Raw genomic sequence first — 13,104 nt, 5'->3', positions numbered from 1 at the left:
GAAAGCCAGAGCGGCGCCGATCAGGGGCCACTCCGCCAGCTCCTTCCACCGTGTCTCCGTCACCCGTCGATGATCCCCCCGGGCGCGGCGCGGTGGCCTCGGACACGCGTGATGGCCTCAGAAGTACTGTGACCCGCCGTCAGAAGTACTGCGACCCGCCGTCGATGCTGATGTGCTCCGCGGTGATGAACGTCGACTCGTCGGAGGCCAGGAACGCGACGACGTTCGAGATCTCCTCCGGCTCCGCCCACGTCTGCTCGAGGAACGTCGTGCCCATGAGGTTGAGCGGGGGGTTCGACTCGCCGACCGCCTCCAACGTGCTCACCATGTCTCCACCGCCCATCGGGGTGGCCACGCCGCCGGGGTGGATGCTGTTGACCCGGACGTTCTTCGGGCCGAGCTCCGCCGCGAACGCCCGGGTCATCCCGACCAGCGCGTGCTTGGACGTCGTGTAGTGGATCATGAACGGCTGGATCTTCTTGCCCGCGTATGAACTGGTGAGGATGATCGAGCCGCCGCCGGCGTCGATCACGTGGTGGGCCGTCGCCATGACCGTGTTCCACACGCCGGTGACGTTGGTGTCGATGGTCGCGGCGAAATCCTCGGGACTGATGGCGTCCCAGACCTGCGGGGTGCAGATGCCGGCATTGGCCACCACCACGTCGAGGCGACCGAGTTCCGCCACCGCGTCGTCGACGATCTTCTTCATCCCCTCGAGGTCGCGGACGTCTCCGACGGACAGGAGCGCGCGACGCCCCTGCTCCTCGACCAACCGACGGGTCTCGTCCAGGTCCTCCGGGGTGGCCGGGTCGTAGGGGACCGGCCCCGGCAGTGGTCCCGCGAGGTCGAGTCCGATGATGTCGGCGCCCTCGGCGGCCAGGCGGACGGCGTGCGTCCTGCCCTGCCCGCGCGCGACCCCCGTGATGAACGCGACCTTGCCCTCGAGTCGTCCCGCCATGTCTCGTCCCACCATGTCGAACTCCGTCCTCGCTGCAGTCTGCGGCTCACCATAGGGTCGACTGTCCCGAGAAGTGGGCGGATCGGGGACTATTCGCGCGCCCGCCGGATAGGTTCGGGAGGACACCGTAAGCCGCACTTCCGGAACCGAGGTCGCCCAATGTCCGCAAATGCTGTGGGATTCGCCCTTCTCATCCTCGGACTGGCGTTGTTGATCGGGAAGATCATCCGCGTCAAGGTCGGGATCGTGCAGTCCCTGTTCCTCCCCAGCTCCATCGTCGGTGGTGCACTGCTCCTCCTGCTCGGGCCGGAGGTCCTGGGCAGGTTCACCGGGCCGTGGGGCGAGAACGGGCTCTTCACCGAACCGATGGTGGAGGTGTGGTCCTCCCTCCCGGGCCTGCTCATCAGCGTCATCTTCGCGACGATGTTCCTCGGCCAGGACCTGCCGCGCCCCTCCCGGGCCGTCAAGCTCGTCGGTCCGCAGCTCTCCCTCGGCGTGGCCCTGGGCTCCGGGCAGTACGTCGTCGGACTGTTGCTGGCCGCCCTGATCCTCGTGCCCCTGCTCGGCGCCTCCCCCATGACGGGCGCCCTCATCGAGATCGGCTTCGAGGGCGGTCACGGAACCGCGGCCGGCATGCGGGGCGTGTTCGAGGAACTCGGGTTCACGGTGGGGGCCGACCTCGCCGTCGGCATGGCCACGGTGGGCATCGTCGGTGGCATCGTGCTCGGCATCGCCCTGATCAACTGGGGCGCCCGCACCGGCAGGACCGAGCTCATCAGCGGCAGCGCCAAGATGTCCATCAGCGAGCAGAAGGGCCTGTTCCGCGAGGACGAGTACTACTCGGCGGGCAAGATGACCTCCCGCCCGTCGTCGGTGGAGCCGCTGTCCCTCCACGTCGCGCTGGTGACCCTGGCGATCCTCATCGGTCTGGGGATCCTCGAGGGGCTGCGATGGATCGAGCAGGCCACCTACGCGTCGGTCATGCTCGACGAGAACACCCCGCTGGAGATCTTCGCCTACGTACCGCTGTTCCCCATCGCCCTGCTCGGCGGCGTCATCGTCCAGGCGGTCGCGACCAAGGCCGGGGTGGCCCACGTCATCGACCCGCAGATCATGCTGCGGATCCAGGGCTGGGCGCTCGACTTCCTCATCGTCGCGGCGATCGGCACCCTGTCCCTGCAGGCGATCGGCGAGAACATCGGCGCCTTCACGATCCTCGCCGTGGCCGGCATCCTGGTCAACGTCGGCATCTTCCTGTGGTTGGCACCGCGGATCATCGGCCGCTACTGGTTCGAGCGCGGCATCGGAGACTTCGGCCAGTCGATGGGCGTCACCGCCACCGGCCTCATCCTCATGCGCATCGTCGACCCCGATGCCCAGAGCCCCGCGTTCGAGGCGTTCGGCTACAAGCAACTCGTCTTCGAACCGTTCTTCGGCGGCGGACTCGTCACCGCGATGGCCGTACCGATCATCTTCCTCACCGGCGTCTGGCCGCTGTTCATCACCATGCTGGTCGTCTTCCTCGTCGCCGTCCTGTCCGGACTGCTCTACTTCCGTCCCAGGGAGATGAAGGAGCGGGCCGAGTGGAAGAAGGCCGGTAAACCGGAGGACGAATCCGACACCGCCACCGCGAGCTGACCACGGCGACCGCCCATGCCCACGCCGTCGTCGCCCGCCCCCGCCGCCGGGCCCGTACCTGACCCCGCACCCGATCCGACCGCCGGGCGACGCCTGGTGCTCTCGGGATTCCTCTTCGGGTGCGGGATCGCCGGCTCGGTCATCGACCTGTTCGTCTTCCACCTGCTCCTGCAGTGGCACCACTTCTACGACCTGTCCACCACGACGACGGCGCTGGTCGCCGACGGCCTGTTCCACGGAGCGACCTGGCTGATCACCGTGTGGGGACTGTTCATGTTCGCGGACGTCCGCCAGCAGATCGTCGTCCCGTGGACCCGCTGGGCCGGGGCGGTCCTCACCGGCATCGGGTTCTTCCAACTGGTCGACGGGATCGTGTTCCACAAGCTCCTCGGCATCCACCAGATCCGCTACGGCGTGGACCTGCTCGTCTACGACCTGGTGTGGATCCTCTCCGCGATCATCCTGCTGACGATCGGCCTGGTCATGCTGCGCCGGACCAGGAACGCGCCGCTCACATCCCCCGTGGTTCGGCGGCCCCGGAGCTGATCGACGGTGGGCACCGGACACGCGCACGACGGTCACGACGCCACGCCGGGGGGCGCCGGCGCGATCGGCACCACGCCGGGAGACCACGCGACCTCCGTCGCCGCCGAGTGGTGGATCCTCGAGTCCGTCGGACCGGCCGTCCTCGCCCTGGCCCTGACCGCGTACCTCCTCGGTGTGTACCGGCACCGTGGCCGCGGACCGTGGCCCGGATGGCGCACCACCGTCTGGATCGCCGGACTGACCAGCGTGGGCGTCGGCTGGGCCGGCCCGCTCGCCGAGGCGGCCCGCCACGACTTCACGGCCCACATGGCCACCCACCTGCTCGTGGGCATGATCGGGCCGCTGCTCCTCGTGCTGGCGGCCCCGGTCACCCTGGCCCTGCGGACGCTCCCGACTGCGGGCGCACGCACCGTGTCCGCCGTCCTGCGCTCTCGGCCCGCACGGGTGGTCACCCACCCGGTCGTCGCCGCCGTCCTCAACGGCGGCGGGGTGTGGCTCCTCTACGCGACCGAACTCTTCGAGCTCATGCACCGGTCGATGGCCCTGCACCTGCTGGTCCACGTCCACGTCCTGCTCGCCGGGATCGCGTTCACCGTGGCGATGATCGGCCCGGACCCCAACCCGCACCGCGCCTCCCTGCGCGTCCGCGCGACCGTGCTGGTGGTGTTCATCGCCGCCCACTCGATCCTCGCCAAGTGGCTCTACGCGCACCCGCCCGCCGGCGTGGACCCGGTCGACGCCCGCGCCGGCGCGCAGCTCATGTACTACGGGGGCGACGTCGTCGACCTGGCGATCCTCATCCTGTTGTTCGCCGGGTGGTACCCCGGCTCGCGCTTCCGGGCCCAGCTGTTGCCCGGTAACCCCGCCCGGGAACGCCGCGAACGCCGTATCCCTCGCGCCGGGCAGCGCCTAGGATAAGAAAAATCCGATCCGGGAGGTACGCCGTGGCCACGAAGAAGCGCTGGAACGACCTGACCGACACGCAGAAGACGGTCCTACTCACGCTCATCTCGGTGCAGGTGTCACTCGCCGCGACCGCGTGGGCGGACCTCGCCTCCCGGCCCGCGGCGAAGGTGCAGGGCTCCAAGGGCAAGTGGGCCGCGATCATCGCGATCAACTTCATCGGGCCGATCCTCTACTTCACCCGCGGGCGGCGGTAGTGACCACCCGGTCACGGGCCGGCCTGGCCGCCGGTGTCCTCCTCGTCGTCGTCCTCACCCTCGGCGCGTGCGCGGCCGGACCCAACGTCGACGTCGCCCCCACCGGCGCGGGGTTCCTCCTCGGCCTGTGGCACGGGATCATCCTCCCCGTCACCTTCGTCATCTCCCTGTTCACCGACACCGTGACGATCTACGAGGTGAACAACAACGGCAACTGGTACGACTTCGGCTTCGTCGTGGGACTGGCCCTGTTCTCCGGCCCGGCCCTCGCCGGCGGCCGGGGGCGGCGGGGATGACGCGCGTCCTGGTGACCGGAGGCGTCCGATCCGGCAAGTCCCGGCACGCGGTGCGACTGCTCGACGGTAAGGATGCGGTGACGTTCGTCGCGCCGGGCCGCCCCGCCGACGAGCTCGACGACCCCGACTGGGCCGCACGCGTCGACCACCACCGGGCACACCGGCCCGCGGGGTGGCGCACCCTCGAGTCCCCCGACGTGGCCTCCGCGCTCCGCCACGCCCCCGGCCCGGTCCTCGTCGACTGCCTGGGCACCTGGCTCACCGCCACCGTCGACGATCTCGGACTGTGGGACGCCCCCGCCGACGAGGCGCGCGCCGCCGTCGACGAGCGGACCGACGCCCTCTGCGCCGCCCTCACCGCCCGCGACGACGTGGTGCTGGTGACCAACGAGGTCGGCTCCGGGGTCGTGCCCCCGTACCGCTCGGGCGGCGTGTTCCGGGACCTGCTGGGGGCGCTCAACCAGTCCGTCGCCGAATGCTGCGACGAGGTGCACCTGGTGGTGTGCGGGCGGGTCCTCACGCTGTGACCGGACACGCGACGACCGGTCTGAGCGCGTTCCCGCTCACACCGATGAGCGACGACCGGGTCGACGAGGGCGCCTACGCGGCGATCATCGAGCGACTGGTGCGCGCGGGGGTCGACTCGATCGGTGCGCTCGGTTCCACCGGTTCGTATGCCTACTTCGACCGCGAGGAGCGGCGCCGGGTCGCCGAGGCGACCGTCCGACACGCGGCGGGGGTTCCGGTGATCGTCGGGATCAGTGCCCTGCGGACCTCCCACGCGCAGGCCCTCGCCCACGACGCGCAGGCGGCCGGCGCCTCGGCGGTGATGCTCGCGCCCATGAGCTACCAGCCGCTCACCGACGACGACGTGATGGGCCTGTACACGGACGTCGCCGGTGAACTCTCCGTGCCACTGGTGGTCTACGACAACCCCGGCACCACCCGTTTCGGATTCACGCCCGAGCTCTACCTGCGACTGGTCGAATTCCCGCAGGTGGCCTCGATCAAGATCCCGCCGCCGCCGGCGGAGCCCGCAGCGGCGCGTGAGCACCTCGCCCGACTGCGCTCCGCGGTGCCCGAACGTGTGGGCCTGGGGGTCTCCGGCGACCCCTCGGCCGCGGCGGCACTGCTCGCGGGCTGCGACAGCTGGTACTCGGTGCTGGCCGGCACCGTCCCGGGCCCCGCCCTGGCGATCGCGCGGGCGGCGCTGTCCGGTCGGGCCGAGGAGGCGTTGGCCGAGTCCGCCGGGCTGGCGCCGCTCTGGGAACTCTTCTCCGCGCACGGCAGCCTGCGGGTGGTCGCGGCCGTCGCCGAGATCCTCGGGCTGGCCTCGGAGAACTGTCTGCCCCGGCCCGTGCTCGGGCTCACCGGTGCCGACCGGACGTCCGTAGAGACGGTGGTCACAGCCCTTTCGCTGGGGAAATAACCGCACACTCATGCCTACGCCTCCATACTTGGACCATCCGCCCCCACCCCCGCCCCTCGCCGTGCGCCGCCCCCGGAGGACCCCGTGAGCACCGACCAGCTGACAGAGAAATCCGACGAGCCCGCCGCGCCCTCACCCGTGACCGTCGCCGCCCGCGGGTCGCCACGGCGGCGCGACGGCTCCCCGTCACGGCGGTGATCGTCGCCGCCCTGTTCGTCACCGGCGTGGCGTTCGAGGCCCTGTGGCGCAGCGCCCGCGACGCCACCTGGTTCCCCGACGTCGCCTACGGCGTGCCCGCGCTCGAGGGGGGCCGCTGGTGGACACTCGTGACCGGGCCCTGGCTCGGTCTCACCCCGCTACAGCACGTTTCTCTGCTGGTGCTGGTGGCGGCGGGCATCGGGATGGGCGAGTGGCGCCTGGGCCCGGTGCGAACGGCGCTGACCGCGGCCGGCGGGCAGCTCATCGGCGTGCTCGGGGCGGTCGCCGTGATCGTCCCCGGCGACGCGGTGGGCTGGGAGTGGGCCACGGAGCTGTCGGTGGTGCTAGACGTCGGCTGCTCGACCGCGGTGATCGCCGTGCTCGCCGCCGCCACGGCCACCCTTGTCTCGCCCTGGCGACTGCGCGCGCGGGCGCTGCTCTACGGCTATGTGATCGTGTCGTTCCTGTTCGTCGGGAGCCTGGCCGACCTCACCCACCTCGTCGCGTTCGTGGTGTTCCTCGCCGTCGGCGAGCGGTTCTTCTCCGGCACCGAGCACGGCCTGCGGCCCCGGACCAGGCGGGAGACCCGGCTCGTGGTGTCGGCGGGCATGTGGTTCATCGCCGCGGTCCACGTGGTGGTGTACTTCCTGCCCTCCGACGGCCCCCTCGGGCCCACCGAGGCCGAGGACGTGAACCTGGTCGGCATGCTCCTGTCCGTCCTCATCGCCGCGGCCACGGCGGAGCTGCTGCGCCGTGGCTACCGGGCAGCGTGGGGCGTGGCTCTCGCCTATGCCCTGGTCACCGCGGTGGTCACCCTCGTCGTGACGGTCCTGGTCGTCGCCGCGGACTTCGAGTCCCTCGGCGCCGTCACCCTCGGTACCGGTCTGCTCTGGGTGGGCGAGGCCGTGCTGCTGGTGGTGGGCCGGGGCGCGTTCGGCGTGCGCGTGCGGCGACGGGTGACCGGGTCGCGCGTCCACTCGGACGACGTGGTGGAGCGCGTCCGTGAGCTCATCCGGCGCCACGGCGGCAGCACGATGTCGTGGATGATCACGTGGCAGCCGATGAACTACTTCTTCGGCGCGGGGACCACCACCGCGGGTCCCGACTCGGCGGGCGTCGTGGGGTACCGGATGCACGTCGGCACCATCATCGCGCTGGCCGACCCCGTCGCCGACCCCGCCGACCGCGACGTGCTCCTTAGTTCGTTCGTCGACTTCGCCGAGGCGCAGGCCGCCGTCCCGTGCCTGTTCTCGGTATCCGGGGAGACGGCCGACCGGATGCGCGCGCACGGGTGGCGGGCGCTGCAGATCGCCGAGGACACCATCATGGATCTGCCCGACCTGGCTTTCACGGGCAAGAAGTGGCAGAAGATCCGGTCCGCGATGAACAAGGCGGACAAGAGTGGCACCACCTACGTCTCGGGACTGCTGCGCGAGCAACCCGCGGCGGTGCTGGCGCAGGTGCGGGAGATCTCCGAGCAGTGGGTCGGAGACAAGGAGCTGCCGGAGATGGGTTTCACGCTCGGCACGGTCGAGGAGGCGCTCGACGACGACGTCCGCATCGCGCTGGCCGTGGACTCCGGCGGGGTGGTCCAGGCGGCGCTGTCCTGGCTGCCGGTCTACCGCGGCGAGCCCGACGGTGGCGTGCGCGGCTGGACCCTGGATCTCATGCGCAAGCGCAACGGCCCCGGCGCGAACAACATGGTCGAGTTCCTCATCGCCCGCTCCGCGCTGGAGTTCAGGGACGAGGGCGCCGACTACGTCTCGTTGTCCGGTGCCCCGTTGGCGCGTAGTGGCGACGACGACGAGGTGGCCGTCCTCGACCGCGGACTCGATCTGCTGGGTCAGGCACTCGAGCCCTACTACGGGTTCCGGTCGCTCCACCAGTTCAAGTCGAAGTTCAATCCGAGGATCGAGCCCGTCTACCTGTGTTTCCGCGACGAGGCGGACCTGCCGCGGATCGGGGTGGCGATCGGCCGGGCGTACCTGCCGGGAGCGACGACCCGCCAGCTCGCGGCCCTGGCCCGCTCGGGCCCCTCGGAGACCGTCGACGTCTGACGTCCCGGGGCGGGACGCACCACTCCGCCCCGGACCTCCCGGCATCCGCTCCCGCGCCTGGCGTCTCGCTCCCGAGCCTGGCGCCTTGCCCACCGGCCCGCCCTGCATCCGCTCCCGCGCCTGGCGTCTCGCGTGCCCCGGCGGGCAGGCGAGAGTTCATCGTGACGGGCGGGAGTGACCGAGGGACCGTGAGGGCCGCGGTGGGCCGGGGGTCTCCGTCCGGGCTCAGCTCACTCGCCGTGGCGCGCGAGGCGCCGTGCCAGATGCTCGCGCAGGTCCTCGAGGTGCCGTTCCGCGGCGGTCTCGTCGTACATCGACGTGTCCGCCATCGAGTACCCGTGTGGGGCACCTGGGTAAACGTCCTGGTCCAGGGGCACACCGGATTCCCGAGCCAGGGACGCGATGACGTCCATCCCTTCGCGCGGCATCGACGGGTCGTCGTCGGCATGACGCAGGAGGACTGCGGCCCGGGTGGTCGCGAGACTCAGGTGGGGACTGTCGCTCTCGTCCGTCGCCAACCCGCCGCCGTGGAATCCCCCGACGGTGGCGATGCGGTCCGGGTGGTCCCCGCCCGCGCGCAACGCGAGTCGCGCCCCCATGCAGTAGCCGATGACCCCCGCGTCGCCGGTGACCCCGGGCAGTGCCAGCAGCGCGTCCAGGTACGCGGCAGTGTCCGATCGTGACAGGTCCGAGGTGAGCCCCTCCATCAGGGGGAAGACCTTCGCGACGTAGCCGTCCCGCTCGCCCGGTTCGCGCAGGTCGACGGTCGGGGCCAGGTCCTCGACGGTTCCGGAGCGGTAGAAGACGTTCGGTGCCAGGACGACGTAACCCCAGCTCGCGATGCGGTCCATCATCATGCGGATCTGCGGCCTCAGACCGAAGATGTCCGGGAACAGCAGCACGCCCGGCACGTCATGCTCGGCGCTCTCGGGCCGTGAGACGAACGCCTCCGCGGTGCCGTCCGCCGTGTCGATGGTCAGGTCCACGGTCATGTCGCCACGCAGGTCCACAGTCGAATCCCTTCCGTCGTCACCGACGGTAACTCCGCGATCCGAGCACCACAGCCCGGTCGCGCAGAGCGGGACGGTCGCACCGAGCGGGACGGTCGCACCGAGCGGGACGGTCGCGCCGAGCGGGACGGTCGCGCCGAGCGGGACGGTCAGTTCCGGGCGGCCAGCACCGCGTCCCTGGCCTCGAGCGCCGTGTCACTGTCCAACGCCAGGGCCGCGAGCTCCCGGCACTGCTCGAGGGTGGCCCCCGCCAGGGCGGCTCCGACGAACGGCAGCGCGGCGGTGGCCACGGAGAGCGAGCTGACTCCGAGCCCCAGCAGGACGCACGCCAGGTTGGGGTCCGCCGCCGCCTCACCGCACACCCCGACCGGGATCGTGCGACCGTCCGGCGACCGGCCCGCGGCCTCGGCAACCGCCCGGATGAGCCGGAGCACGGCGGGTTGCCAGGGGTCGGTGAGGGCTGCCAGGTCGGACGACATCCGGTCGGCGGCCATGACGTACTGCGTGAGGTCGTTGGTGCCGATCGACAGGAAGTCAACGTGCGGGAGGAACCTGTCGACGGCCACCGCGACCGACGGCACCTCGACCATGATCCCGGGGGTCAGGCCGCGCCGACGGCACCGGTCGGCGAAGTCGCGGGCCTCGTCGACGGTGGCGACCATGGGGGCCATGACCCACGGTGAGGACTGCGCCCCGCCCACCCGGCGGCCGGCCGCGGCGAGGGCGTCGAGTTGCCGGTCCAGCAGCCCGGGGTCGATGAGATCCACGCGGATGCCGCGGACGCCCAGGGCCGGGTTGTCCTCCTCGGTCATGCCCGCGAACGCCAGCGGTTTGTCCGAGCCCGCATCGAGGGTCCTCGTGACGACCCGGCCGTCCGGGAATGCGCCGAGCACCCGGGCGTAGAGGTCGACCTGCTCGTCGTGGGTCGGTTCGGCGGCCCGGTCGAGGAACGCCAGCTCGGTGCGGAACAGGCCGATCCCGCCGGCCGGGCCCGACGCCGCGTTCTCGGCGCCCTCGCCGTCCTGGACGTTGGCCAGCAGGCGTACGGAGTGCCCGTCGGCCAGGACGGCGGGGCCGCTCCAGTCGGCGGCGGCGGCCCGGGTGCGCCGGTCCGCCTCAGCGGCCGCTCGGGCCGGGCCCTCCTCGGGCTCGACGGTGACCGTGCCCGCGGCGGCGTCCACCAGTACGTTCGTGCCGTCGGTGATCGCGGCGAGTCCCCCGGCGGCGACCATGCACGGGATGCCGAGCTGCCGGGCGATGATCGCCGTGTGTGAGGTGGGCCCGCCGTGCTCGCAGACGATCGCCAGCACCATGTCCGGGTCGAGCCCGGCGGTGTCCGCCGGGGCGAGGTCGTCGGCCATGAGCACGCCCGGCGCGTCGAAGTCGGGGACGCCCGGTTCGGGCAGGCCGCGCAGCTCGGCCACCACGCGCGCGCAGATGTCGCGGAGGTCGGTGATGCGTTCGGCCTGCCGACCGCCGACACGCGCGAACATCGCGGCGAAGGTCTCCGTGGCCGCCACCGCCGCGGCCTCGACCGCCACGCCCTTCTTCAGTTCCTTGACCACCGCCTTGGCCCAGCCACGGTCCCGGGCGAGGACGGCGTTGGCGGACAGGACCTCTGCACTGACGCCGGTGGCGAGGGCGGCCCGTTGATCCAGTCGGTCGGCCACGGTCCGGGCCGCTGCGACGAAGCGTTCGCGGCCCTTCTCGATCTGCGCCTCGTCCGGCGCACCCGCTGCCTCGGCTCCCGTCGCCGTCCCGGTTCCCGCCGCGCCCGCGGCCCCCGGGTCGACCGCCGCGCCCGCGGCCCCCGGGTCGAGGCCATCCGGCCTGACGACCCACCGGGCGGGCCCGTAGGCCAGGCCGGCGACCACGCCGGTGCCGCGGATGACCGTCCCGGACTTCGACTGCTGCGTCATGGGAGCTCCTAGCGGACCGGACGTCCACGTCCGGCTCATCGATCGACTATGTGACGAGAATAACTAAATCGGCTTGACTTTCCAACCGTATCGGGCAGAATCCAACACAATCGGTCACAACAGCGGAGAGGTCGGAGCCCATGTACGGGAGCGAACGACGGCGACACATCACGGAGACGCTGGCCGCCTCCGGGCGGGTGACCGTCGCCGACCTCGCGGCAGACCTCGACGTGAGCGCCGAGACGATCCGCCGTGACCTGTCGCTGCTGGAATCCGAGGGGCACCTCGAACGCACCCACGGCGGGGCGGTCCCGGCGGTGCCCGGTGGCCGCGTCGAGCGGACCCTCGCCGCCCGGCGGTCGGAGAACGTGGACGCGAAGTCCGCGATCGGCCGGGCTGCGTTGCGGCTGCTCCCCGCCGTGGGCGGCACGGTCCTGCTCGATGCCGGCTCCACCACGGACCGCCTCGCCGCATCGCTGCCGGCCGACCACGGCCTCACCCTCATCACGAACTCGATCCCCGTCGCGGACGGCCTGCACCGCGCGGCGTCGGAGGACCTCCACGTCCTCGGCGGGACGGTCCGCGGCCTCACCGGGGCGTGCGTGGGTCCGTCGGTGCTCCGGGCGCTGGAGGCGATCCGGGTGGACGTCGCCTTCGTGGGCACGAACGGGCTCCACCCCGAGCGCGGACTCACCACACAGGACCCGGACGAGGCGGCGGTCAAGAACGCCATGTGCCGGGCGGCCCGCCGGGTGGTGGTACTCGCGGACTCGAGCAAGTTCGGGCACGAGTTCCTGGTCTCGTTCGCCCCGCTGGACGGGGTCGACGTCCTGGTCACCGACGCTCCCCCGCCGGGCCCGCTGGCCTCGGCGCTGGACACCCACGGAATCGAGGTCGTGCTGCCATGATCGTCACCCTCACCATGAACCCGTCGGTGGACCGGACCGCGCAACTGCCCGCGCCGCTCACCGTGGGCGGGGTCAACCGCATCGCGGCCGTCGACGACTCCCCGGGCGGCAAGGGCGTCAACGTCGCCCGCGTCCTCACCGGCGGGGGGGTCCGGGGGCAGGCGGTGTTCCCGGCCCCGGCGGACGACCCGTTCGTGGCGATGTGCGCCGGGGCAGGCGTCGCGACGTCCGTCGTCCCCGCGCACGGCGCCGTGCGGATCAACCTCACTCTCGCGGACCCCGCCGGAACCACCACCAAGATCAACGCCCCCGGGCCCGAGCTCGACGGCGCCACGATCGACCGGGCCCGCTCCACGATCGCCGCCCTCGCCGGTGAGGCGACGTGGGTGGTGCTGTGCGGGTCCCTGCCACGCGGCGTGCCCGACGACTTCTACGCGGACCTGGTCGGTGCACTCCGCCCCGCGGGGGCCCGCCTCGCCGTCGACACCTCCGACGCACCACTGGCCGCCCTCGCGGCACGGCTGCCCGGCGCGGCCCCCGACCTGGTCAAACCCAACGGCGAGGAGCTCGGGCAGCTGGCCGGCGTCGATGGCTCCGAGTTGGAGCGACGCGCCGCCGCCGGCGACACGGACCCCGTGGTGGACGCCGCGCGGGCGTTGCGCGCCCGCGGCGTGGGCGCAACCCTGGTCACCCTGGGCGGCGCCGGTGCCGTCTTGGTCGACGACGACGAGGCGTGGTACGCGAACACCCCACCCGTGCAGGTCAGATCCACGGTCGGGGCCGGAGACTCCGCGCTCGCGGGCTACCTGCTGGCCGAGTCCCGCGGACTCCCGCCGCGGGACCGGCTGCTGTGGGCGGTCAACCACGGCAGCGTCGCCGCCTCACTGCCCGGTACCGGACTGCCGCTGGGCCTCGACCCGACCACGTTCCGCGCCACCGTGCGGCGACTCGACTGACCCGCCGCACCGGCGTCCTGCACCCGCAG

General features: G+C 72.0%; 13 protein-coding genes. 10 read left to right on the top strand and 3 right to left on the bottom strand.

Annotated elements, in window-relative coordinates:
- Positions 1-139: 139 nt before the first annotated feature.
- Positions 140-973, bottom strand: coding sequence for a mycofactocin-coupled SDR family oxidoreductase (locus AC3DEV_RS11040; protein WP_488372128.1), 834 nt, complete (start codon positions 971-973; stop codon positions 140-142).
- A 144-nt stretch (positions 974-1,117) separates the two neighbouring features.
- Between AC3DEV_RS11040 and AC3DEV_RS11035 the strand changes: the two genes are divergently transcribed.
- The 8 genes from AC3DEV_RS11035 to AC3DEV_RS11000 all read left to right on the top strand — a co-directional run bounded on the left by AC3DEV_RS11035 (position 1,118) and on the right by AC3DEV_RS11000 (position 8,282).
- Complete coding sequence (locus AC3DEV_RS11035) at positions 1,118-2,596, top strand: sodium/glutamate symporter (RefSeq protein WP_488372127.1); 1,479 nt, start codon at positions 1,118-1,120, stop codon at positions 2,594-2,596.
- Positions 2,597-2,611: 15 nt separating this feature from the next.
- Positions 2,612-3,142 (top strand): DUF2243 domain-containing protein, encoded by a 531-nt coding sequence (locus AC3DEV_RS11030; protein WP_488372126.1) that lies wholly within the window; start codon positions 2,612-2,614, stop codon positions 3,140-3,142.
- Between the two features lie 6 nt (positions 3,143-3,148).
- Complete coding sequence (locus AC3DEV_RS11025; RefSeq protein WP_488372125.1) at positions 3,149-4,060, top strand: cytochrome c oxidase assembly protein; 912 nt, start codon at positions 3,149-3,151, stop codon at positions 4,058-4,060.
- A 26-nt stretch (positions 4,061-4,086) separates the two neighbouring features.
- A complete protein-coding gene (locus AC3DEV_RS11020; protein ID WP_067713058.1) occupies positions 4,087-4,302 on the top strand; it encodes a hypothetical protein in 216 nt (71 codons plus the stop codon).
- Positions 4,302-4,598 carry a hypothetical protein gene (locus tag AC3DEV_RS11015; protein WP_120285547.1) on the top strand — a complete coding sequence of 99 codons (297 nt, stop codon included), beginning with the start codon at positions 4,302-4,304 and terminating at the stop codon, positions 4,596-4,598. Before AC3DEV_RS11020 ends, AC3DEV_RS11015 begins: the two co-directional genes overlap by 1 nt.
- Complete coding sequence (locus AC3DEV_RS11010; RefSeq protein ID WP_488372124.1) at positions 4,595-5,125, top strand: bifunctional adenosylcobinamide kinase/adenosylcobinamide-phosphate guanylyltransferase; 531 nt, start codon at positions 4,595-4,597, stop codon at positions 5,123-5,125. Before AC3DEV_RS11015 ends, AC3DEV_RS11010 begins: the two co-directional genes overlap by 4 nt.
- Positions 5,074-6,027 (top strand): dihydrodipicolinate synthase family protein, encoded by a 954-nt coding sequence (locus AC3DEV_RS11005; RefSeq protein WP_488372123.1) that lies wholly within the window; start codon positions 5,074-5,076, stop codon positions 6,025-6,027. Before AC3DEV_RS11010 ends, AC3DEV_RS11005 begins: the two co-directional genes overlap by 52 nt.
- Before the next feature lie 194 nt (positions 6,028-6,221).
- A complete protein-coding gene (locus AC3DEV_RS11000) occupies positions 6,222-8,282 on the top strand; it encodes a bifunctional lysylphosphatidylglycerol flippase/synthetase MprF (RefSeq protein ID WP_488372122.1) in 2,061 nt (686 codons plus the stop codon).
- A gap of 230 nt (positions 8,283-8,512) precedes the next feature.
- On the opposite strand, the gene AC3DEV_RS10995 is transcribed toward AC3DEV_RS11000, so the two are convergent.
- Positions 8,513-9,292, bottom strand: coding sequence for a dienelactone hydrolase family protein (locus tag AC3DEV_RS10995; protein WP_488372121.1), 780 nt, complete (start codon positions 9,290-9,292; stop codon positions 8,513-8,515).
- 149 nt (positions 9,293-9,441) lie between these two features.
- Positions 9,442-11,211, bottom strand: a complete 1,770-nt coding sequence (locus AC3DEV_RS10990) for a phosphoenolpyruvate--protein phosphotransferase (protein ID WP_488372120.1) — start codon at positions 11,209-11,211, stop codon at positions 9,442-9,444.
- A 140-nt stretch (positions 11,212-11,351) separates the two neighbouring features.
- Between AC3DEV_RS10990 and AC3DEV_RS10985 the strand changes: the two genes are divergently transcribed.
- Both AC3DEV_RS10985 and AC3DEV_RS10980 read left to right on the top strand, forming a co-directional pair.
- Positions 11,352-12,119, top strand: coding sequence for a DeoR/GlpR family DNA-binding transcription regulator (locus AC3DEV_RS10985; RefSeq protein ID WP_463059680.1), 768 nt, complete (start codon positions 11,352-11,354; stop codon positions 12,117-12,119).
- Positions 12,116-13,075 carry a 1-phosphofructokinase family hexose kinase gene (locus tag AC3DEV_RS10980; RefSeq protein WP_488372119.1) on the top strand — a complete coding sequence of 320 codons (960 nt, stop codon included), beginning with the start codon at positions 12,116-12,118 and terminating at the stop codon, positions 13,073-13,075. Before AC3DEV_RS10985 ends, AC3DEV_RS10980 begins: the two co-directional genes overlap by 4 nt.
- The last annotated feature ends 29 nt before the right edge of the window (positions 13,076-13,104 follow it).

It is taken from the genome of Dietzia sp. IBK-p2-15D, from assembly GCF_057773105.1.
The sequence above is the reverse complement of the archived record's forward strand: the minus strand, read 5'-3'. Positions and strand labels throughout refer to the sequence as shown.